The following is a 21,834-nucleotide window of genomic DNA, read 5'->3' as shown; positions in this document are numbered from 1 at the left end:
CCTGCCCGGCGAGCCGAGTCTGTGATCCGAGTCCGCGGCGACGCGCTCTACCGTGCGATCGGGCGCAAGATGATCTCGGTCGGGTGTGCGTCGCGCGGCGTCTCGATCGCGCCCCGTACCGCGCCCGCGACGCTGCTGGCCTTGAGGAACTCGTCCGGGTCGTAGGCGCCGCCCTCGGTCCCGATGATGTCGCGTTGCATGTCGGTGTCGATCCGGCCCGGGTGGATCGAGGTCACCCGCAGGGCGGGCTCCTCCAGCCGCAGCGCATCGCCGAACGCGCGCAGGGCGAACTTACTGGCCGCGTAGGCGCCCCAGCCGGCGTTGGCGCGGAGTCCGGCGCCCGAATTGATCAGCACCACATGTCCGTTCGCCGCCCGCAGTGCGGGCAGCAGCAGCCGGGTCAGCTCCGCGACGGCCACCACGTTCGACTCGAACGAGCGGCGCCACGCCTCGGCGGGGGTCTCGGCGATCGGGCCGAGCTCGGCCACACCCGCGTTGTGCACGAGGACGTCGAGACTCTCGATTCCCGCGACCGCGGCGGCGACCGCGCCGTGGTCCGTGAGATCCGCAGGCAGGCCGACGGCACCGGGCAGCTCCGCGAGCATCGGCTCCAGCGACTCGGGTCGGCGCGCGCCGAGCAACAGGTCGTGGGTGGGCGCGAGCTCGCGGGCGATGGCGGCGCCGAGGCCGCGGCTCGCCCCGGTGATCAGTGCAGTCGGACGCATGGAGTCGAGGCTAGCCGAACCGCCGGGGCGCCCTATGCGTTCTCCTTGGCGAAGGTGCGGGCCCCGATCAGGCCCAGCACCAGCGCGAGGCTGACGGTGACGAGGGTGCCGATGTAGACGTCGGAGGACCCGAAGTCGCCGCGGAACAGGGCGCGAGCGGCGTCGACGGTGTGCGAGAGCGGATTGAGCCGCGCCAGGGTCTGCAGCCACCCTGGGCCGAGGGTCATCGGCAGCAGGATCCCCGAAAGCAGCAGCAGCGGAACCGAAACCATGTTCAGCACGGAGGCCAGCGAATCCTCGGAGCGCGTCGCGAGGGCGAGCGCATACGAGGCGGAGGACATCCCGGCCGCGATGATGGCGACCAGAATCAGCGTCAGCACGAAGCCGAGCGGGTTGGGCCGCAGGTCGAAGAGCACCACCGCCACCAGGGTCAGGATGGTGGCCTGGACCATGAGCACCACCATGTCCTTGAGCACCCGGCCGAGCAGCAGGGCCCCGCGGCTGGCCGGGGTGACCCGCTGGCGTTCGATGATCCCGGCGCGCAGCTCATAGACCATCGCGAAGCCGGCGAACATCGAGCCGAACAGTCCGATCTGCATGATCAGTCCGGGCGTGAACAGCAGCCAGGGATCGGTGCCCGCGCCCATCGGGCCCGCGACGCCCTCGAGCAGCGGACCGAACAGCACCAGGTACAGGATCGGCTGGGTCAACCCGATCAGGACCCACAGCGGGTTGCGCAGGTTCGCGCGCAGGTGCGCCCAGAAGATCAGGCCGGTCTCGTTGAAGAAGGTCATGCTTGGTCTCCGTCCCGAAGGGATCGCCCGGTCACGGTCAGGAACACGTCGTCGAGGCTGGGTCGCTTGACGGTGAGCGAGCCGGGCACGATGCCTGCCCCCTGCAGCGCGTGCAACAGCGGGATGACCGCCGCGTCGCCGTGCGCGACGGTCAGGTGGATGTGATGGCCCTCGGTCAGCTGCGAGCGGAGGTCGAGGGCGTCGTCGGCCACCGCGATCGCGCGCGCCGTCAGCTCGGGGGCGATCTCGAGGCTGATCACGTCGCCCGAGATGCGCCGCTTGAGCTCGTCCGGGGTCCCCTCCGCGACGATCTCCCCGTGGTCCATCACCAGGATGCGGTCGCAGAGGGCGTCGGCCTCGTCGAGGTAGTGCGTGGTGAGCACGATGGTGGTGCCGCGGTCGCGCAGCGAGCGGATGTGGTCCCACAGATTGGCGCGGCTCTGCGGGTCCAGGCCGGTGGTCGGCTCGTCGAGGTAGATGAGGTTCGGCTGGTGCACGAGTCCGAGCGCGATGTCCACCCGTCGGCGTTGACCGCCCGAGAGCTGCTTGCACTTTCGGCCGCCGAGGCCGTCCAGGTCGAGGGCGGCGAGCAGCGCCTCGGCGTTCGCGACTGCGGTCGTCTTGCTCAGCCCGAACAGCCTGGCCTGCAGGATCAGTTCGTCGAGGACCAGCTCCTCCTCGTTGGTGGACCCGCCCTGCGCGACGTATCCGATCCGGGAACGGACCCCGCGGGGGTCCCGGCGCAGGTCCGCGCCGGACACCGTGGCCTCGCCTGCGGTCGGGTTGATGAGGGTGCTGATCATGCGCAGTGTGGTCGTCTTGCCCGCACCGTTGGGACCGAGCAGGCCGAGGATCTCGCCCTCGTACACCTGGAAGTCGATGCCCTTGACGGCCTCGACGGGTCCGGTCTTGGTCGAGAAGGTGCGCGCGAGTCCCGAGACGCTGATCATGGCTGGGATGCTCATGGGCCCACGATAAGCAGACCCACCGACATCCGGCGACCGATATTCAGCGCGCCAGTGCGGGATGCAGCTCCAGTTCCTGGGTCTTGACCACGAAGTAGACGTGTTGTCCCGGGGTGAGGTCGAGGTCGGCGACCGCGGCCGCCGTGACGTCGGCGGCGGGGCCGATGCTGCCGTCGGGGTGGTCCGCGCCCCTGACCCGGACGGTGGCCCCGTGCACGTCCAGCTCCGCGATGGTCACCGCGATCACGTTGCGGGGGCTGGCGTGCGGCGGCGGCTCGAGGTGCACGGCGACCGCGCCCGGCCGGAACAGGGCGACGGCGTCGGACCCCACCGCGGTCTCGCCGATACCGGACAGCGTTGTGCCCCAAGAGGTCCGGAGAAGTCCCGGCTCCTCGATCGTCCCGGACACCAGGTTGACCCCCGCCATCCGGGCGGCGAAGGCGCTCCGCGGCGAGGTCAGCACGTCGCGCACGCTCCCCCGTTCGACGATCCGACCGGCCTCGAGGACGATCACGTGGTCGGCGAGCGCGAGGGCGTCGAGCAGGTCGTGGGTGACGAGCACGGCGGTGCGCCCTTCCTCCCGCAGGATCCGGCGCAGCAGTCGACGCACCGCGGGAGCCGAGCCGACATCGAGGGCGGCCATGGGTTCGTCCAGCAGCAGCAGCTGCGGGTCGGCGGCGAGGGCGCGGGCGATCGCGACGCGCTGGGCCTGGCCCCCGGACAGCTGCGACGGCCGCCTGCCCGCGAGCGGTTCGGCCTCCACCTCGCGGAGCCATCGGTCGGCGATCCCGCGTGCCGCGGAACGGGTTTCGCCCCGGCTGCGTGGCGCGAACGCGACGTTCTCGGCGACGCTCAGGTGCGGGAACAGCAACGCCTGCTGCGAGAGCATCGCCACGCCGCGCGCGTGTGCAGGTACGAAGGTCCCCGACGCCGTGTCGGTGAGAACCCGTCCGTCGAGCTCGACGCGGCCCCGGTCGGGCCGGACGAGCCCTGCGATCAGTGAGAGCAGCGTCGACTTGCCTGCGCCGTTCGGGCCGAGGACGGCGAGCACGTGCCCGCCGTCCAGGTCCAGGTCGAGGTCGACGCCGCGATGGTCGAGGCGGGCATGGACCCGGAGCCCGCGGTGTCCGGCGGCCCGCTCCGTGGTCGCGCCTGCCCGGCTCACAGCACGCCGCCGGACCGGCGCCTGCTGGTGCCGATGACGATCAGCGCCGCGACAAGGACGAGCAGCAGCGACAGCGCAACCGCGGCCTCCGGATCGGTCTCGCGCTGCAGGTAGATCTCCAGGGGCAGGGTCCGGGTGACACCCTGCAGCGAGCCCGCGAAGGTGAGGGTGGCGCCGAACTCGCCGAGCGAGCGCGCGAAGGCCAGCACGGCGCCGGAGATCAGGCCGGGCAGCACGAGCGGGAGGGTGACCCGGCGCAGCACGGTGGTCGGCCGGGCGCCGAGGGTGGCGGCCACGGTCTCGTAGCGACTGCCTGCCGTGCGCAGCGCGCCCTCGAGGCTGACGACGAGGAACGGCAGCGCGACGAAGGTCTGCGCCAGGACCACCGCGGTGGTGGTGAACGCGATCCGGATCCCGAACGCCTCGAGCTGATGCCCCAGCAGGCCCTGCCTGCCGAAGGTGTAGAGCAGCGCGATGCCGCCGACGACGGGCGGCAGCACGAGCGGAAGCAATACCAGCGAACGCAGCACCGACTGGCCGGGGAAGCTGCTGCGGGCCAGGACGAGCGCCATCGGGACGCCGATGAGCACGCACAGCACCGTACTCGCTGTGGCGGTCCGCAGGCTCAGCAGCAGTGCGGCCCTCGATGATTCGGAGGTGACGAGCGGCACGAAATGGGCCCAGTCGATCTCCAGCAGCATCGCCACCAGCGGCAAGATCACAAAGCAGGCGCCCAGCAGGGCCGGGAGGTACACCCATCGGGGCAGTCCTACGGCGACCTCGCCCCCTGGCCCTCGGGAGCGGGTCACGGTGCGGAGCGCCCCGATGGGGGTCACGGTGCGGCGAATCCCGCCCCGGCGAGCACCTGACGGCCGGTGGGGCCGGTGACGAGTTCGACGAACTCGGCTGCGGTGGTGCTGTTCTCGGAGCTCTTGAGCTCGGCGATCGGGTAGGTGTTCACGGCACCCGAGGACTCGGGGAACGGGACCGTGGTGACGGCGGCACCCGCGCCCGCCGCGTCGGTGACGTAGACCAGCCCGGCGTCCGCCTGCCCCGAGGTGACCTTCCCGAGCACGTCGGTGACCGAGGACTCCTCGCTGACCGGGGTGATGTCGGTGCCGGTCGACTCCTCGATCTTCTGGGTCGCCGCTCCGCACGGCACCTGCGGCGCGCACACCACCACCTGGTTGCCCGGGTTCGCGAGGTCGGCGAAGGTGGCGATGTTCTTCGGGTTGCCGGGCGGGGTCACGATGGTGAGCGTATTGGTCGCGAAGTTCACCGGGTCGGTGGCGGTGAGCCCGGCGTCGACGGCCTTGGTCATGTTCTTGGTGTCGGCGGAGGCGAACACGTCCGCGGGCGCGCCCTGGGTGAGCTGGGCGACCAGGTCGGACGAGCCGGCGAAGCTGAACTCGACGTTGGTGCCGGGGTGCTCGGCCTCGAACTTCTCACCGAGCTCGGTGAACGTCTTCTTCAGCGAGGCCGCGGCGAAGACGGTGATGTCGCCGCTGACCGGGGCGGCCGCCGCGGACGTGGTGGTGTCCCCGGCCGGCTCGGAGTCCGAGCTCGAGCAGCCGGCGACGAGGGTGGCGGCCGTCAGCGCGGCGAGCGCCGCGGCCGTCGGGCCTATGCGCCTCGCGCGGGAAGTGCGGGTCACGACATTCCTCCTGGGGTTTCGACGATCACAGTGGTCGCCTTGACAACCGCTACTGCGACCTTCCCGGGCTCGAGCCCGAGTTCGGCCGCGGATTCACTGCTCATCAGGGAGACGACGGTGAAGGGGCCGCACTGCATCTGCACCTCGGCCATCACCTTGTCGGCGGTCACCTTGGTGACCAGGCCGACGAGGCGGTTGCGGGCTGAGCTGCCGACCCCGAGCGGGTCCGGCGGGGGCGTCGCGTGCTCGCGGGCGAAATCGGCGAGGGCCTTGCCGTCGATGACCTTGCGACCGGACTCGTCCTTGGAGGCGGCGAGACTGCCACCGTCGATCCAGCGACGGACGGTGTCATCGCTGACCCCGAGCAGCGCGGCCGCGTCCTTGATCCGTATGGACGACACGTGAATCCTTCCGTTGGAACGGCTTTCGATGCCGTCGATAGTCGAGAGTGTGATGGTCAGTTCATGCCGAGGTCGACCACCCGTAGCTCGGTCAGTCCGCTCACGTAGCGGCCGCCCTTGGCGTCGCCGGGGACCACCAGCCGTGGCTGCTCCAGGGGACGACCGTCCTCGGTATGGGCCACGAGTACCGGCGTCGCGGCGAAATCCGGGGCGAACTCGCCCCAGGAGACGGCTGCGCGGTACCCGTCGGAGCCCGTGGCGAGCACGGCCAACCGCAGGGCCGCATTCTTCGCGCTGGGGTCGGTGACGACGCCGAGGCCGTTCAGGACGTCGGCGAGGGCGGCACCGTCGTAGACGTGCGACTGCCTGCCCTTGCTGCTGTCGAACTCCACCGCCTGGGTCTGGGCGGGGAAGGACCGCAACCACTCGGCGGTCAACGTGACCGGTTCCCTGACGGCACCGACGACGACCCTGACGCCGGCCGGCTGCCCCGCAGCCATCTCGGTGGCGACGGACGCGGAGGAAACCGGCCCCGCCGCGGCGGATACGACGACCACGCGGTCGTCGGACGAGCAGCTGGAGCCGACGAGCGCGACGCCCACCAGGAGCAGAGCAGAGCAGATATGGTTCCGCGTTCGCGTCATATCATGAACTCTAGAACAGAATTTGCGTTGATTCGATACCAGATTTCCCGCAACTGCGGTTCCGATAGAGGCGGCATGGCCGAGGGGTCAGTAGACATCGCGCACGTACCTCTTGTCGGCCGCCAGGGACCGCACGTAGGCCTTCGCCTCATCCGGGTCGAGGCGCCCGTGTTCCCCGGCTATCTCGACCAGGGCCAGGTCCACGTCCTTGGCCATCCGGCTCGCATCCCCGCACACGTAGAAATGGGCGCCGTTCTGGAGCCAGTCCCACAGCTGCGCACCGCGCTCGCGCATCCGGTCCTGGACGTAGACCTTCTGTTCCTGATCGCGCGAGAACGCCAGCTCGAGCTCGGTGAGGAAGCCGTCCCGGTGCATCGACTCGATCTCGTCGCGGTAGTAGAAGTCGGTCGCGGCGTGCTGCTCGCCGAAGAACAGCCAGTTCGGTCCGGAATGCCCGAGCGCGCGGCGCTCGTGCAGGAAACCGCGGAACGGGGCGATGCCGGTGCCGGGGCCCACCATGATCATCGGCGTATCGGAACCGCTCGGCGGCCGGAAGTGGCTCGACTTCTGCACGTAGATGCCGATCTGCCTGCCCTGCGCGTGATCGGCGAGGAACGTCGAGCACACTCCCCTGCGCGCGGCGCCCGCGACCTCGAAGCGCACCGCGGAGACGGTGAGCTGGACCTCGTCGGGGTTGTGCTTGGCGCTCGAGGAGATCGAATAGAGTCGCGGCTGAAGGGGTTTGAGTGCGGTGAGCCACTCGTCCGGGTCGGCGCGGGTGGGTAGCTCGGCGAGCACGTCGACCGATTGACGCCGCCAGATCCACCGCTCGAGGTCGGCCTTGTTCTCGGGCTGGAGCAGGGCGCCGAGGTTCTCGTCCCGGGTGCGCTCGGATACGAAGCGGAGCAGATCCGGGGTGATCCGGGCTATCTCGAGTCGTTCGGTCAGCGCGGTCCGCAACGACATCTCCCCGTATCGGGGAACGTCCACCACGGATTCGCCGCGCGAGCCGGTCACCGCCAGCCACTCGTCGACCAACTGCACGCTGTTGCGTGGCCACACCCCGAGCGCGTCGCCCGCGTTGTAGGCGAAGTCGGGATCGGAGGTGTCAAAGGCGAACTGCCGCACATCCTTCGATGATCCGGCGCCGCTGAGCGCGACGTTCTTGACCAGCGTCGTCAGCAGCGGGTTCTTCTTCCCGAAGGGGGCTATCTCCGGTTGCACCCGTGGCGCGGGAGCCACCGCCGGTGCCGGCGCGGGCGCGGGCGCGGGCGCACCGACGGTGACCAGGCTCCGCTCGCGGACCGACAGGGCGGTCAGCACGGTGTCGAGCCAGGCCGCGGCCGAGTCCTCGTAGTCGGGTTCGCAGTCCACCCGCGGAGCGATCCGGGTCGCGCCCAGCTCCGCCATCCTGGCGTCGAGCTTGCGGCCGTGTCCGCAGAAGTCGTCATAGCTCGGGTCCCCGAAGGCGAGCACCGAGAAGCGCGTCTGCGCCATCGGCGGGGCGCCCGCCGCGGTGAGCGTCGCCCACAGTCCGCTGCCGTTGTCCGGCGGATCCCCGTCGCCCGCCGTGCTGGTGATCAGCAGCAGCTCGCGGACCTCGGGGAGCGTGCTGAGGTCGTACTCGTCCATGCCGTGCAGCGAGGCCGGGTGGCCCGCCGCGGTCACCTGCGCGGCACAGGCGGTGGCGAACTCCTCCGCCGTTCCGGTCTGGGAGGCCCAGAGGATCACGACCGGCGGGCGTTCGGGTTCGGGGGCGGTGCCCTCCTGCGGCGCCGGTGCGGGTCGGGCCTCGGCCCGGGGAAGTTCGGTCGCCAGGCCGCCGGGAACCGCACTGCGCGAGAACATCCCGGCCAGGAGCCCGTCGATCCACGCCCGGTTCTCCGGCTCGAAGGGCGCGCCGGCGGGCAGCGTCGGCACGCCGGGTGCGCGGCGGGCCCCGTCGGAGCCGAGGGCCGTGAGCATGCCCGCGAGATACCGACGCTCGAGGGCACCGAACGCGGCTGCGGGCTCCGCGTCCAACCCGAGGATGCGGGCGAGCGTGTCGACCTGGGGCAAGGTTGATTCCTCCGTGCGGGGTGCCGCGGGCTCGGGGCTCGGATCATCGGCGACCACGAGCGGCGATTCGTCGTCGGCGCTCGTGGACACGCGGGTGAGGGTCACGGCGCAGGCCTTGAACTCGGGTTGCTGGGAGATGGGATCGATCGCGTCGTTGGTGACCGCGTTGATGCTGAGGTACTCGCCGAATGCGTCGTTCCAGTGGAACGGGGCGAAGCAGTTCCCCGGCCGGACCCTGTCGGTCACCACGGCGGGCAGCACGGCGCGGCCGCGTCGGGAGGCGACCTCGACCCGGTCCCCCTCCGCGATCCCGAGCCGGTCCGCGTCCTCGGGATGGATCTCGACGAACGGCCCGGGGTTGAGCTTGTTCAGCTTGGCGACCTTGCCGGTCTTGGTCATCGTGTGCCACTGGTGCGGGAGCCTGCCGGTGTTCAGCAGGATCGGGTAGTCGTCGTCGGGCATCTCCGACGGCTCGATGTGGGGGCGGGCGAAGAACACCGCCCGCCCGGTCGTGGTCGGGAAGGCCAGCCGCGGTGTGGTTCCGTCCTCACGTACCAACAGCGTCTGGCTGACCCCGTCGTTGAGGTAGCGGACGGGGTTGCGGTCCTCCTCGCGGCCGGGCGGAGCGGGCCACTGGACCGGTGTCTCGCGGAGCCGGTCGTAGCTGACACCCCGCAGGTCGTAGCCGGTCTTGGGGTTCCAGAACCCCTTGATCTCCTCGAAGACCTCCTCGGCCGAGCCGTAGGTGAAGGCCTCCGCGTAACCCATCTCGCAGGCCACCCGCGCGATGATCTGCCAGTCCGGCATGGACTGGCCGACGGGATCGAGGGCCTGCCGGAACAGCGTCAGGTTCCGCTCGGAGTTGACCATCACGCCGTCGGACTCGGCCCACAGCGCCGCGGGCAGCAGGATGTCCGCGTAGTCGTTGGTCTCGGTCTCGAGGAAGGCGTCCTGCGCGATCACCAGCTCGGCGGCCTCGAGGCCCTCGATGACGGTCTTCCGATTGGCCACCGTGGCAACGGGATTCGTGCAGATGATCCAGCACGCCTTGATCTCGCCCGCTGCCATCCGCCCGAACATCTCGATGGTGCCGCCGCCGACCTCCGTCCGCAGCGACCCCCTCGGGATGCGCCACCGGTCCTCCACGAACTCCCGGTCGGCGTCGGAGATCACCGAGCGTTGCCCTGGCAGGCCGGGCCCCATGTACCCCATCTCGCGTCCGCCCATGGCGTTGGGCTGGCCGGTCAGCGAGAACGGGCCGCTTCCGGGCTCACAGATCGCACCCGTGGCCAGGTGAAGGTTGCAGAGCGCGTTGGTGTTCCAGGTGCCGTGGGTGCTCTGGTTCAGCCCCATCGTCCAGCAGCTCATCCAGTTCCGCGCGGATCCGATCCATTCGGCGGCCTGGCGGATCCGGTCCTCGGGGATGCCGGTGATCTCGCTGACCCGCTGCGGCGAGTAGTCGTCGAGGAAGCTCGGCATCACCTCCCAGCCCTCGGTGAACTCGTTGATGAACTGCTGGTCGGTGTGCCCGTTCGCGATGAGCAGGTGCAGCAGACCGTTGAGCAGCGCGAGGTCGGTTCCCGGCTTGATCTGCATGAACAGATCGGCTTTCTCGGCGGTTGTGGTGCGCCGCGGGTCGACGACGATGAGTTTCGCCCCCGCCTTCACCCGGTCCATCAGTCGCAGGAACAGGATGGGGTGGCAGTCGGCCATGTTGGCCCCGATCACGAAGAAGACGTCCGCATGGTCGAAGTCTTGATAGGAGCCGGGCGGGCCGTCCGCGCCGAGGGACAGCTTGTAGCCGCTGCCCGCGCTGGCCATGCACAGCCGGGAATTCGATTCGATCTGGTTGGTGCCGATGAAGCCCTTGGTGAGCTTGTTGGCCAAATACTGTGCCTCGAGCGACATCTGGCCGGAGACGTACAGCGCCACCGCATCTGGGCCGTGTTCGTAGACGATGGACCGCAGGCGCGCCGCCGTCTCGCTGATCGCGGTGTCGACCTCGCGGGGCTGCGGCGGCTCGCCCCGTGCAGGGCGGACCTGGGCGGTGTCCATGCGCCCGCCTGCGGCGAGCATGTCGGCCGTCGTGGCGCCCTTGGTGCACAGGCGCCCTGAGTTGGTCGGATGCGACTTGTCCCCGGCGGCCTTGGCGACGAGGCGGAGTCCGGTACTGCTGTCGAGGCGGACGTCGAAGGTCATGCCGCACCCGACCCCGCAGTACGCGCACACCGTCTTGACCACGGCGCCAGCCTGTTGCTCCGCCACCGCCCCTCCTTCCGGTCACAGTCGGTGCCAGGCACCCGGTCAGGCGACCGCCGCGGGTCGCATGAAAATCTTCATCCGCGGGTATTTCGCGGAATGGACTCCGCTGTTGCCGATACATGAACTAGTTCTCTCCGCCGATGCGGTTTCGTGTGTGCCGCGACCTGTGCCGCCTTCGGTAGCGTGGCGTCCGTCATCCCGTCGACCAGGAGGCCGTCCATGCGTCTGTCCACCCGCAACCAGCTGACCGGGGTCGTCACCGAGGTCACCGTGGGCGCCGTGATGGCGACCGTGAAGGTGCGGCTCGACGGGGGCGAGCAGATCGTGACCGCGTCCATCACCAAGGAGGCCGTCGAGGAGCTGGGCCTCGCGCCGGGGGTGCCGACGACCGTTCTCGTGAAGTCGACCGAGGTCATGCTCGCCGTCGAGTGAACGGCTGTGGTGGCGCCGAGGTGTTCCTAGACTGGGCGGTGCGATGAGACGCCCGTCACATCGCGGCGGCACGACCGAGGTCGAGGAGCACCCGTGGCTGGAGAAACCGCGTCGGAGCAGGCTGCGTTGAAACAAGACGTGTTCAACTACGTCATCGTCGGGGCCGGCAGCGCCGGATGCGTTCTTGCGGCCCGCTTGACCGAGGACCCGGGCGTCTCGGTGCTGCTGCTCGAGGCAGGCGGCGAGGACGACGCCGACGAGATCAAGATCCCGGCAGCCTTCCCGACCCTGTTCAAGACCAAGTGGGATTGGAACTACGAGACCACCCCGCAGAAGCACCTGGACGAGCGCCGCGCGTACTGGCCGCGGATGAAGGCGCTCGGCGGCTGCTCGTCGATGAACGCGATGATCTACATACGCGGCAACCGCGCCGACTACGACGGCTGGCGCGACGAGCACGGCGCGCAGGGCTGGGGATACCAGGATGTGCTGCCCTACTTCGTTCGCGCGGAACATAATTCGCGCCTGTCGGGCCAGTATCACGGCAGCGACGGTCCGCTCCGGGTGGAAGACCGCCGATACACGCACGAGCTGACCGACGCCTGGGTCGCCGCCGCGGTGTCGGCGGGGATCAAGCCGACCGACGACTTCAACGGCGCCGAACAGGAGGGGGCCGGCCGATACCAGGTCACCTGCCACAAGGGCAGGCGCTGGTCAACGGCCGACGGCTACCTGAGGCCCGCCCTCGGGCGGCCGAACCTCACCGTGCGCACCGGCGCCCACACCACCCGGGTGCTGCTGCGCGGAGACCGTGCCGTCGGCGTCCGATACCTGCAGGGCGGTGTCGAGGGCACCGCCCACGCATCCGTCGAGGTGATCCTCAGCGGCGGGGCCATCAACAGCCCGCAGCTGCTGATGCTCTCCGGCATCGGCCCTGCCGAGCACCTGCGCGAACTGGGCATCGACGTGGCGGTCGCACTGCCGGGGGTCGGCGAGAACCTGCGGGACCACCCGGTCACCCCGATGCTCTGGAACACGAGGAACACCACCGACCTGGCCGACTTCTCCACCCCGCTGCGGCTCGCGCAATGGCAGGCCACCGGCCGCGGACCGCTGGCGTCCAATGTCGGCGAGGGCGGCGCCTTCTTCGCCAGCCGCGACGGCCTCCCGGCTCCGGACCTGCAGATCCTGGTGGCGGCGTCGGGCTTCTACGACAACGGCCTCCGGGAACCGGTGGGCAAGCGGTTCACGGCCGGGGTCACCCTTGTCGACGTCGCCAGCCGCGGCCGACTGCGGCTTCGTTCGGCGGATCCGCTGTGGCGGCCGGAGATGGATCCCGCCTACTTCGAGGAGCAGGTCGACATGGATGCGATGCTGGCCGGCTGCAGGCGCGCCGTCGACATCGCCGGTGAGTCCGCGATCGCGGCGTTTCTCGACGGGCCGAGTCTGCCGATCAGGATGGACAGCGACCGCGAGCTCGCCGACCACATCCGCGCCTGGTGTCAGACCCTCTACCACCCCGTCGGCACCTGTTCGATGGGCGACGGCGAGGACGCCGTGGTGGATTCGCAGCTGCGCGTGCGCGGGGTCGAGGGCCTGCGGGTGGTCGATGCCTCCGTGATGCCGACAGTGCCTCGCGGAAACACCAACGCCCCCACCATCATGATCGCCGAGAAGGCCGCGGACCTGATCCTCGGCAAGCCCCCGATCGGCACGCCGGGACCACGATGACCACCGCTGACGACAACCAGATTCGAGGACATGCCATGACCACGCTCGAGACCGGCCCCACCACCGATGCGGGAGCCACCTTCGACTCGCTGGATCCAGGGACCGGCGAGGTCGTCGGCACCTATCCCATTCAGGATGCGGCGGCGGTGGCCGAGACGGTCGAGCGCGCGCGGGTCGCGGCGAAGTGGTGGTCCGGGCTCAGCTTTGCGCAGCGCCGGACCCACCTGGACGCGTGGGCCGGAGTGCTCACCCGCCGGATCGCCCAGCTGGCCGAGGTGATGCACGCCGAGACAGGCAAGCCGCATTCCGACGCCCAGCTCGAGGCCGTCATGGCGATCGGCCATCTCGCCTGGGCGGCCAAGAACGCGCCGAAGGTGCTGGGGCGCAAGCGGGTTCCCTCGGGGCTGGAGATGATCGACCATGCCGCGAGCGTGGAGTACCTCCCGCTCGGGGTGGTCGGCGTGATCGGGCCGTGGAACTATCCCGCGTTCACGCCGATGGGCTCGATCGCCTACGCGCTCGCGGCAGGCAACGCGGTGGTCTTCAAGCCCAGCGAGTTCACCCCCGGCGTGGGGGCCTGGCTCGTCGACGCCTTCACCCAGGTGGTGCCGGATCATCCCGTGTTGCAACTGGTCACGGGTCTCGGGCCGACCGGGGAGGCGCTGTGCCGCTCCGGCGTCGACAAGCTCGCGTTCACCGGATCGACCGCGACCGGCAAGAAGGTGATGGCAGCCTGCGCGGACACCCTCACGCCGGTGGTCATCGAGGCGGGCGGCAAGGACGCGCTGCTGGTGGATGCCGATGCGGACCTCGACGCCGCCGCTGACGCGGCGCTGTGGAGCGGAATGTCGAACGCGGGACAGACCTGTGTCGGCACCGAGCGGGTGTACGTGCACGAGCGCGTGTACGAGCCGTTCCTGGCCAAGCTCGTCGCGCTCGCCGAGGGCGTGCGGGCGGGCACCGATCCCGAGGCGAAGATCGGCCCGATGACCATGCCGACCCAGTCAGGCGTGGTGCGCAGCCACGTGCTCGACGCCATCGAGCGGGGCGGCCGCGCGGTGGTCGGAGGCCCGGACTCGGTGGGAGACAGGCTGGTTCAGCCGACCGTCCTCGTCGATGTCCCCGAGGACTCGATCGCGGTCACCGAGGAGACCTTCGGCCCGACGCTGACGGTCGCGCGGGTTCGCGACATGGACGAGGCGATCGAGCGCACCAACGCCTCGCGCTACGGACTGGGCTCGGCGGTGTTCAGCAAGCGCCGCGGCACCGAGCTCGCCCGCCGGATCCGGTCGGGGATGACGGCGGTGAACTCGGTGATCGCGTTCGCGGCGATCCCGTCGCTGCCGTTCGGCGGGGTCGGTCAGTCCGGCTTCGGCCGGATCCACGGCCCGGACGGGCTCAAGGAGTTCACCTACTCCAAGGCCGTCGCCCGCAGGCGGATGCCTGCGTTGATGGCGCTGACCAGCTTCACCCGCACCGCCAAGACCGACAAGATCCTCACCACAATCGTGACGCTGCGGCACGGACGCGGGTGAGACGAACCGCCGTTCGCGCCCCTGAAGGGTCACCCCTCCAGGGGCGCTAGGCGGGTACGTCCACAGTTGCGTCGCCTGCCGGTTCCGCCGAGTCCGCCGGCTTGCGGACGAAAAGGCATGCCGCGATGAGCACGAACGACAGGATCCCGGCGACGAGGAACACCGCCCGCACACCCTCGACGATGGCGTCGGGCGAATCGGCAGCATCACCGGATCGTGAGGACACCACCGTCATCACCGTGACGAACAGGGCCGTGCCCGCGGCACCGGCAACCTGCTGGAAGGTGCCGACCACCGCCGAACCGTGCGCGTAGAGGTGCGGGGCCACCGATCCCAATCCCGATGTCATCAGCGGTGTGAACGTCGCCGCCAGACCAAGGCACAGCGCCATGTTCGACAACAGCAGCCACCACAGCGAGGTCGAGGTGCTCACCGCCGTCAGCATCCACACACCGACGCTGACGAGGATCGATCCGGGGATGACCAGCACGACCGGGCCCCGCTTGTCGTAGACGCGGCCCACGATCGGTCCGGCGAGACCCATGAGGAGGCCGCCGGGCAGGGTGATGAGACCCGTTTCGAACGGGTCGAGGTGAATCACCGACTGCGCGAAGTACGGAACGATGATGAAGGTGCCCATCATCGTTCCCATGCCGACCAGCATCGCGACGACGGAGATGGTGAACTGGCGGGATCCGAACACGCGCAGGTCCAGCAGGGCGCGATCCTCGCGTTGCAGCCTGGTCTGTCGGGCGATGAAGCCGAACATCGCGGCCGCACCGATGAGGAACGGCAACCACACCGGGGTCGTCGAGGATCCCTGCGCCGATTCGCCGATGCTCACCAGGCCGTAAACGAGGCCACCGAATCCGAGTACCGCGAGTGGGACCGACAAGAGATCGATGCGCGCCGTCGTCGTCTCGGACACCGACACGAGGAAACGTGCGCCGACGACCAGGGTCACCAACGCGAACGGGGCCACGAATCCGAAGATCCAGCGCCACCCGAAGTGGTCGAGGATGAAGCCCGACACGGTGGGCCCGAGGGCAGGCGCCACCGCGATCACGATGGAGATGTTGCCCATCATCGCCCCCCGGCGAGCGGGCGGTACCAGCGTCATGATCGTCGTCATCAACAGCGGCAGCATGATGGCCGTCCCCGACGCCTGCACGATGCGGGCGATCAGCAGCACACCGAAGCCGGGTGCGGCGAACGCGATGAGTGTTCCCGCCGTGAACAGCGACATGGCGAGCGTGAACAGGGTGCGGGTGGGGATGCGCTGGATGAGATAGCCGGTGAGCGGGATGATCACCGCCATCGTGAGCATGAACGCGGTCGTGAGCCACTGCCCCACGCTCGGCGGTACGCCCAATTCGACCTGCAGGACGGGGATGGCGATGGACATCACCGTCTCGTTGAGGATCACCACGAAGCTGGCTACCAGCAGGACACCGATCACCTGGAGGTGGCGCCGTTCGATTCGGTCGCCTGCGTCGGCGACCCCGTCGGTCTCGAGACGGGTGGACTCGGTCACGGTGGACCTTTCGGATGGTGGGAACAGGGGTCACGCCGGCGGCCGACGGGACAGGGTGGGGATGGTTATCGAACCTACTGGTCTCTTACGCTGCCTGCCACTCAATTTTCGGGCCGCCGCCTCGCGAAGCCGATCACCCGGTGCGGGCGCGGACGGGTGAATCGAATTCGGGATCGAGGTCACCCCGGCGGGCGTAATCGGCGCGGCGGACGCAAACTAGGACGATGGCCGCCGATCCCGGATTCATCCCGACGCAGCTCGCGGCCCGGGCAGCGTACCTGCTACGCGGCAACGACCTGGGCACCATGACCAGTGCTGCCCCACGGCTGTACCCGCACATGTGGAGCTGGGACGCCGCGTTCGTCGCGGTCGGGCTGGCGCCGCTGAGCGTGGAGCGGGCCGTCGTCGAGCTGGACACGCTGCTGTCCGCCCAGTGGGGCAACGGGATGATCCCGCACATCGTGTTCGCGAACGGGGTCGACGGGTACTTCCCCGGACCCGCGCGCTGGGCCTGCGGCGAGCTGGCGGCGACGGCCCCCGTCGTCCCGCAGACCTCCGGCATCACGCAGCCACCGGTGCACGCGATCGCGGTCCAGCGGATCCTCGACCACTCCCGTAGGCACGGCCGCAGCACCAGGGCGGTGGCCGAGGAGTTCCTCGACCGGCGCTGGGGCGATCTGGTGCGCTGGCACCGGTGGCTCGCGACCGCCCGCGACCCGAAGGACAACGGGCGGATCAGCCTGTACCACGGCTGGGAGTCCGGGATGGACAACTCACCGCGCTGGGATGCCGCGTACGCCAACGTCATCCCCGGTTCGGTGCCGCCGTACCTGCGCGAGGACACCGCGATCATCTCCGACCCGACGCAGCGGCCGTCGAACGCCGAATACGACCGCTACCTGTGGCTGCTCGAGGAGATGAAGCTGGCTCGCTACGACGACGCCGAGCTGGCGTCCACGATGAGCTTCGCCGTCGAGGACGTGTTCGTCAGCGCCGTGTTCTCGCTCGCCTGCGACGTTCTCGCGACGATCGGCGAGGAGCATTCGGCGCCGAAGTCCGACGTCCGGGACCTGCGGTACTGGGCCGAGAAGTTCCAGCGCGGCACCATCGCGACCACGGACCCGCGTTCGGGCGCCGCCCGCGACTTCGACCTGCGGTCAGGGCGCTGGATCCCCACCGAGACCCTCGCGATGTTCGCCCCGCTGCTGTGCGGCGGGCTGGACCGCGACGCCGAGCGCGCTCTGGTGCGGATCTTCGAGGGACCGCGGTTCTGCGGGCATCCGGATCTTCGATACGCGGTGCCGCCGTCGACCTCGCCGGTCTCGGGCGACTTCCGGCCGCGCGAGTACTGGCGCGGCCCGGTGTGGCCCGTCATGACTTGGCTGTTCTCCTGGGCGTTCGCCCGCCGCGGGTGGGCCGAGCGGGCCAGGCACCTGCGGGCGGAGGGCCTGCGGCAGGCCGCCGACGGCAGCTTCGCCGAGTACTACGAGCCGTTCACCGGCGCGCCGCTTGGCAGCATGCAGCAGTCCTGGACCGCGGCCTCGGTACTGGACTGGCTGGGCTGAGCCCATTCGCGGATTTCGTCTCGCTGGGCGGGAAGTCGGGATCCGGTACCCCGGGTGCATCGGGTCAGGTATGACGTAGACCACACCGGACCGAAGGAGCAGGGCAGTGCGATTCACCTATGCCGAGGCCATGACCGACCCGGCCTTCTATGTGCCGCTCGCGCAGGCGGCGGAGGAAGCCGGCTATCACGGGATGTCGATCGCGGACAGCCTCTGCTACCCGAAGGAATCCGATTCGGTCTATCCGTACACGCCCGACGGGAGCCGGGAGTTCCTCGAGAACAAGGCGTTCGTCGAGGCGTTCGTCCTCGCCACCGCGCTCGGGATGGCGACGACCACGCTGCGCTTCACCACGTTCGTGCTGAAGCTGCCCATCCGTCCCCCTGTCCTCGTCGCCAAGCAGGCCACCTCGGTGGCCTACATGATCAACAACCGGCTGAGCCTCGGCATCGGACTGAGCCCGTGGCCGGACGATTTCGAGGTGCTCGGCGTGCCGTGGGAGCGGCGCGGCAAGCGGACGAACGAGGCGATCGACATCCTTCGCGGTCTGGTGAGCGGTGACTACTTCGAGTACCACGGCGAGATCTTCGACCTGCCCGCGATCAAGCTGAGCCCGGTGCCGAGCGAGCCCATCCCGATCCTCGTCGGCGGCCACAGCGACGCCGCGCTCCGGCGGGCGGTGGTCAGGGGCGACGGGTGGATGCACGCGGGCGGGGGTGACGAGGAACTGGACGTCCTGCTCGCGAAGCTGCAGCGGATGCGCAAGGAGGAGGGCAAGGAGACCAGCCCGTTCGAGATCCACGTGATCTCGCCGCAGGCCTATACGGTCGACGGGATCAGGCGACTCGAGGACAAGGGCGTGACGGACGTGATCGTCGGCTTCCGCGACCCCTACAGCGTCGCGCAGGACACGGAGCCGCTGGACGCGAAGGTCGCAGCCCTGAGGGGCTATGCCGAGACCGTGATGTCGAAGTGCGGGTGACACGCGCGATCCGACGCCAAAAGTTCATCCTCGGTTTCGTGGTCGTGTCCGAAATATCGGTTTAGTCTCGGGCGATGACGTCGTCGAGTCGTAAGCGTGTCCGAGCCGTCACCCGCCTGGTCCCGGTGCTGCTGGCCGGTGCCCTCGCCTTCGCCGTGCCTGGCACCGCGGGCGCCGAACCGATCAACGGTCCCGACGTCGCCTCGTGGCAACACCCGGGCGGGTCGGGCATCGACTGGTTCGCCGTCCGCGCCTCCGGCCACGAGTTCGCGATGGTCAAGGCCACCGAGGGACTCTGGTACGTCAACCCGTTCTTCGTGCAGGACGGGATCGGCATGCGCGCGGCCGGGATGAACCGCGGCGCTTACCACTACGCCGACGTCCGGCAGTCGCCCGAGGCGCAGGCCGCGTTCTTCGCCTCGACCTCGTTCCCCGTGATCGGGGGCGACGGACTGCCGCCGGTGCTCGACATCGAGGACGCCAAGGGCCTGCCGCCCGCCGCGGTGATCGACTGGACGCGCCGCTACCTCAACTCCGTGCAGGCGCTCACCGGCAAGCAGCCGATCATCTACACGTACCCGAACTTCTGGCGCACCGCGATGGCGAACACCACCGAGTTCTCCAACTACCCGCTCTGGATCGCCGACTACAACGGCAGGAACGAGCCCGGCCCGCTGCCCGGCGGCTGGCGGCACTGGACGTTCTGGCAGTACACCAGCACTGGCCGGATCCCCGGCGTGAACGGCAACGTCGACCTCAACGTCTACGGCGGTGGCCTCGGCGACTTCGGCAGCTCCGCGAACCCGTTCGGTTCCTGAGGTCACGAATCGGCCATCCGCCTAGCGAGATCGGCGGGCGTACGCTTCGGGGGTGCGCAGGCGCGAGGCAGCCTGGGAGTATCTCCGCGGCGCGCTGTGGGTGCTACCCGCCATAGCCGTGGTGCTGGCGCTGGCCCTCGGGTCGGTCCTGTCGACCGTGAACGCCCGCCCCGGTACGTGGATTCACCGGATGGCGTTCCAGGGCACCCCTGACGACGCCCGCACGCTGCTGATCGGCACCGCAGGCACGATGATCACCGTCATCGCGCTGACGCTCGGCCTCACCGTGGTGGCGCTGCAGCTCTCCTCCACCCAGTTCTCGCCGCGGATCCTGCGCAACTTCCTGCGTGACCGCCCGAATCAGGTGGTGCTCAGCGTCTTCGTGGCGACCTTCGCGTACAGCATCGCCGGTCTCTACACCGTTGGCGTGTCCGCGGGCAGCCGGACCGCCGACTATCCGCGGTTCGCGGTGAGCTGGGCGATGGTGCTGCTGTTCCTCAGCCTCGGTGCGCTCGTCTACGAGATCCACCACCTGACCCATTCGCTGCAGATCGACGAGGTCATGCGCACGGTGGAACGGAACACCCGCGAGGTGGTGCGGCACGGGCTGCCGGGCACCACGGCGCCATCGGCGCTCCCGGACGCGCCGCCGTCGGCGACGGTCGTGTCCTCGAGCCGCAGCGGCTACGTGCAGGCGGTGCACCCGGAGGAGTTGGTCGGTCACGCCGCCAGGCACGGGGTGAGCATCAGGATCGCGCCCCGCGTCGGGGACCACATCGCCGCGGGCGCCACCCCGCTCGCCTGGGTGTGGAGCGAGGCCGGTGGTGGTTTCGACGAAGCCGGGGTCGGGCGCGCGGTCGAGCAGTCCGTCCGGATCGGGTTCGAGCGGACTCTCGAGCAGGACGCGGCGTTCGGGATACGCCAGCTCGTCGACGTCGCCTCGAAGGCGTTGTCCCCCGCCATCAACGACCCCTACACCGCGGTGCAGGCGATCGATCACCTCACCGCGATCATGGCCTCGCTCTCCCGTCGGGACCTCGGGTCGCTCGTCCTGGCGGCGGGTCCGGCAGGCGGCACCGTCACGGTCCCCGCCCACACCTTCGCCGACTATCTGGATCTGGCGTGCGCCCAGATCCGGCGCTATGGCGCGCGCGAGCCCACCGTCGTGCTCGCCCTGATCCGGCTGTTGCGGGACAGCGCCGCGGCCACCACGGACGCCGGACGCCTCACGGCGATCGGGTTCCAGCTCGGGCTGATCGAGGCGGACGCCGCCCGCGAGATCGTGCAGCCGGCGGACCTGACCGCCGTCGCTGCGGCAGCGGGCGAGCTCCGGGATCGGCTGGAGCTCGCCCGCTGACCCAGGTGACGGTCAGCCGCAGATGGCCGCGTCCACGATCCCGTACACGGCGTCGTCGGAGTCGGGGCCGAGCCCGTTCGTCACCGACGCCTCCATCCGCCTGCTGCCGTCGAGGGTGGTGAAGGCGAGGGTGGTGTAGCCGGGGATGCCGCCGCTGTGGCCCCACACGGTCTCCCCACACGGGGTGTTCCTGGACAGGGCGCCCAAACCGTACCCGTGATCGTCGGTGATGGACCGGGCCGAGGTCAGCTCGGCGAGCTGGGCGGGCCGCAGGAGCCGGCCGTCGACCAGTGCGGTCAGGAAGAGGTCTAGGTCGGCGGTGCTGGAGATCAACTCACCTGCCGCGCCACCCCAGCTGGGGTTCAGCTCGGTGACGTCTACCAGCCGCCCGTCGACGGGCTCGTAGCCGCGGGCGTGCAACCCCGGGATGAACACGCTGCCACCCGGCGCGCTGGTCTCGCGCATCCCGAGCGGCCGGGTGATCCGCTCGGCGACCTCGGTGTCCCAGGATCGCCCGGTGACCTTCTCGATCAGCATGCCCGCCACGATGTAGTTCGTGTTGGAGTACGACCAGTCGGTGCCAGGGGCGAAGTCGAGTGGCTTGTCGGTGGCGATCGACACCAGCTCGTGCGGCGTGTAGGGCCGGAACCGGATGTCGAAGAACGCGGCGCCGTGCAGCGGAAGCGCCTTGACGTAGTCGTACAGCCCGCTGGTGTGCTGCAGCAGCATCCGCACGGTGATCGCGTCCCCGTCGGGGAGCAGTCCCGGCAGGTACCGCGCGATCGGCGCGTCCAGGTCGACCCGGTCCTCCTCCACGAGCTGCAGAAGCACGGTCGCGACGAAGGTCTTGGTGACGCTCCCGACGCGGAACAGGCCGCTGGTCGGTACCGGCCACGAGGTGCCGAGCACGCTCTCGCCCGAGGCGGCTGTCGTGGTCAAGTCGTCGCGCGTCGTGCGGACCTGCACGCCGACCGCGCCGTTCGCGAGGACGCGGTCCATCGCCTGCTGCACCGCCGTACCGGTGGCGGTGGCGGGTGCCTGCGGCTGCGCGAGTGCAGGCGTCGCGCCTGCGAGCAGTGCGGTGACCGTGACGGCCAGCGCGCCTGCTACGAATCTGCTTCTCATGGTGGGGTTCTCCTCGACTGTCGCCCGATGTCTCTCGGCACCGACGCTATTGACGCGCGACGGGTGCGACGATCCCCCTGACTGCCG

The 21,834-nt window shown here is 69.8% G+C and carries 18 protein-coding genes; 7 read left to right on the top strand and 11 right to left on the bottom strand.

Going from position 1 to position 21,834, the window contains the following annotated elements; translation table 11 throughout:
* Positions 1–47 precede the first annotated feature (47 nt).
* The 9 genes from BR31_RS0117655 to BR31_RS0117615 form a co-directional block, all read right to left on the bottom strand.
* On the bottom strand, positions 48–725 hold the full coding sequence (locus BR31_RS0117655) for an SDR family oxidoreductase (protein WP_027502137.1): 678 nt from the start codon (positions 723–725) through the stop codon (positions 48–50).
* Between the two features lie 32 nt (positions 726–757).
* Positions 758–1,519 carry an ABC transporter permease gene (locus tag BR31_RS0117650; protein ID WP_027502136.1) on the bottom strand — a complete coding sequence of 254 codons (762 nt, stop codon included), beginning with the start codon at positions 1,517–1,519 and terminating at the stop codon, positions 758–760.
* Positions 1,516–2,484: an ATP-binding cassette domain-containing protein gene (locus tag BR31_RS0117645; RefSeq protein ID WP_231496542.1), complete on the bottom strand. Its 969-nt coding sequence runs from the start codon at positions 2,482–2,484 to the stop codon at positions 1,516–1,518. Before BR31_RS0117645 ends, BR31_RS0117650 begins: the two co-directional genes overlap by 4 nt.
* A gap of 43 nt (positions 2,485–2,527) precedes the next feature.
* On the bottom strand, positions 2,528–3,649 hold the full coding sequence (locus BR31_RS0117640; protein ID WP_081830552.1) for a sulfate/molybdate ABC transporter ATP-binding protein: 1,122 nt from the start codon (positions 3,647–3,649) through the stop codon (positions 2,528–2,530).
* Positions 3,646–4,458, bottom strand: a complete 813-nt coding sequence (locus BR31_RS0117635) for an ABC transporter permease (protein WP_027502133.1) — start codon at positions 4,456–4,458, stop codon at positions 3,646–3,648. Before BR31_RS0117635 ends, BR31_RS0117640 begins: the two co-directional genes overlap by 4 nt.
* 23 nt (positions 4,459–4,481) lie before the next feature.
* Positions 4,482–5,303 carry a molybdate ABC transporter substrate-binding protein gene (modA, locus tag BR31_RS0117630; RefSeq protein ID WP_269321356.1) on the bottom strand — a complete coding sequence of 274 codons (822 nt, stop codon included), beginning with the start codon at positions 5,301–5,303 and terminating at the stop codon, positions 4,482–4,484.
* Positions 5,300–5,704: a TOBE domain-containing protein gene (locus BR31_RS0117625; RefSeq protein WP_027502131.1), complete on the bottom strand. Its 405-nt coding sequence runs from the start codon at positions 5,702–5,704 to the stop codon at positions 5,300–5,302. Before BR31_RS0117625 ends, modA begins: the two co-directional genes overlap by 4 nt.
* A gap of 56 nt (positions 5,705–5,760) precedes the next feature.
* Complete coding sequence (locus tag BR31_RS0117620; protein WP_027502130.1) at positions 5,761–6,348, bottom strand: molybdopterin-binding protein; 588 nt, start codon at positions 6,346–6,348, stop codon at positions 5,761–5,763.
* 87 nt (positions 6,349–6,435) lie between these two features.
* Positions 6,436–10,671 (bottom strand): bifunctional nitrate reductase/sulfite reductase flavoprotein subunit alpha, encoded by a 4,236-nt coding sequence (locus BR31_RS0117615; protein ID WP_027502129.1) that lies wholly within the window; start codon positions 10,669–10,671, stop codon positions 6,436–6,438.
* Between the two features lie 216 nt (positions 10,672–10,887).
* Here BR31_RS0117615 and BR31_RS0117610 point away from each other — a divergent pair, with 216 nt between their 5' ends.
* From BR31_RS0117610 to BR31_RS0117600, 3 genes are all read left to right on the top strand, one after another.
* A complete protein-coding gene (locus BR31_RS0117610; protein WP_027502128.1) occupies positions 10,888–11,100 on the top strand; it encodes a TOBE domain-containing protein in 213 nt (70 codons plus the stop codon).
* A 93-nt stretch (positions 11,101–11,193) separates the two neighbouring features.
* Positions 11,194–12,831 (top strand): GMC family oxidoreductase, encoded by a 1,638-nt coding sequence (locus BR31_RS0117605; RefSeq protein ID WP_231496541.1) that lies wholly within the window; start codon positions 11,194–11,196, stop codon positions 12,829–12,831.
* Between the two features lie 35 nt (positions 12,832–12,866).
* Entirely contained in the window at positions 12,867–14,366 is a 1,500-nt protein-coding gene (locus BR31_RS0117600; protein ID WP_027502126.1) for an aldehyde dehydrogenase family protein, read from the top strand.
* Positions 14,367–14,412: 46 nt separating this feature from the next.
* Here the strand turns inward: BR31_RS0117600 and BR31_RS0117595 are convergent, their stop codons facing one another.
* Positions 14,413–15,900: an MDR family MFS transporter gene (locus tag BR31_RS0117595; RefSeq protein WP_027502125.1), complete on the bottom strand. Its 1,488-nt coding sequence runs from the start codon at positions 15,898–15,900 to the stop codon at positions 14,413–14,415.
* Between the two features lie 224 nt (positions 15,901–16,124).
* Here BR31_RS0117595 and ggh point away from each other — a divergent pair, with 224 nt between their 5' ends.
* The 4 genes from ggh to BR31_RS29085 all read left to right on the top strand — a co-directional run bounded on the left by ggh (position 16,125) and on the right by BR31_RS29085 (position 20,622).
* Complete coding sequence (gene ggh / locus BR31_RS0117590) at positions 16,125–17,465, top strand: glucosylglycerate hydrolase (protein ID WP_027502124.1); 1,341 nt, start codon at positions 16,125–16,127, stop codon at positions 17,463–17,465.
* Between the two features lie 106 nt (positions 17,466–17,571).
* On the top strand, positions 17,572–18,447 hold the full coding sequence (locus tag BR31_RS0117585) for a TIGR03619 family F420-dependent LLM class oxidoreductase (protein WP_027502123.1): 876 nt from the start codon (positions 17,572–17,574) through the stop codon (positions 18,445–18,447).
* A gap of 74 nt (positions 18,448–18,521) precedes the next feature.
* Positions 18,522–19,265 carry a glycoside hydrolase family 25 protein gene (locus BR31_RS0117580; protein WP_027502122.1) on the top strand — a complete coding sequence of 248 codons (744 nt, stop codon included), beginning with the start codon at positions 18,522–18,524 and terminating at the stop codon, positions 19,263–19,265.
* Positions 19,266–19,317: 52 nt separating this feature from the next.
* The gene (locus tag BR31_RS29085) at positions 19,318–20,622 is read left to right on the top strand and encodes a DUF2254 domain-containing protein (RefSeq protein WP_051637523.1); all 1,305 of its coding nucleotides are present in this window, start codon (positions 19,318–19,320) and stop codon (positions 20,620–20,622) included.
* Positions 20,623–20,634: 12 nt separating this feature from the next.
* On the opposite strand, the gene BR31_RS0117570 is transcribed toward BR31_RS29085, so the two are convergent.
* Positions 20,635–21,747 (bottom strand): serine hydrolase domain-containing protein, encoded by a 1,113-nt coding sequence (locus BR31_RS0117570; RefSeq protein WP_027502121.1) that lies wholly within the window; start codon positions 21,745–21,747, stop codon positions 20,635–20,637.
* Positions 21,748–21,834: the final 87 nt, after the last annotated feature.

Origin of the sequence: Rhodococcus sp. UNC363MFTsu5.1, assembly GCF_000686785.1 — a bacterium.
GTDB lineage: Bacteria > Actinomycetota > Actinomycetes > Mycobacteriales > Mycobacteriaceae > Rhodococcus_G > Rhodococcus_G maanshanensis.
The sequence above is the reverse complement of the archived record's forward strand: the minus strand, read 5'-3'. Positions and strand labels throughout refer to the sequence as shown.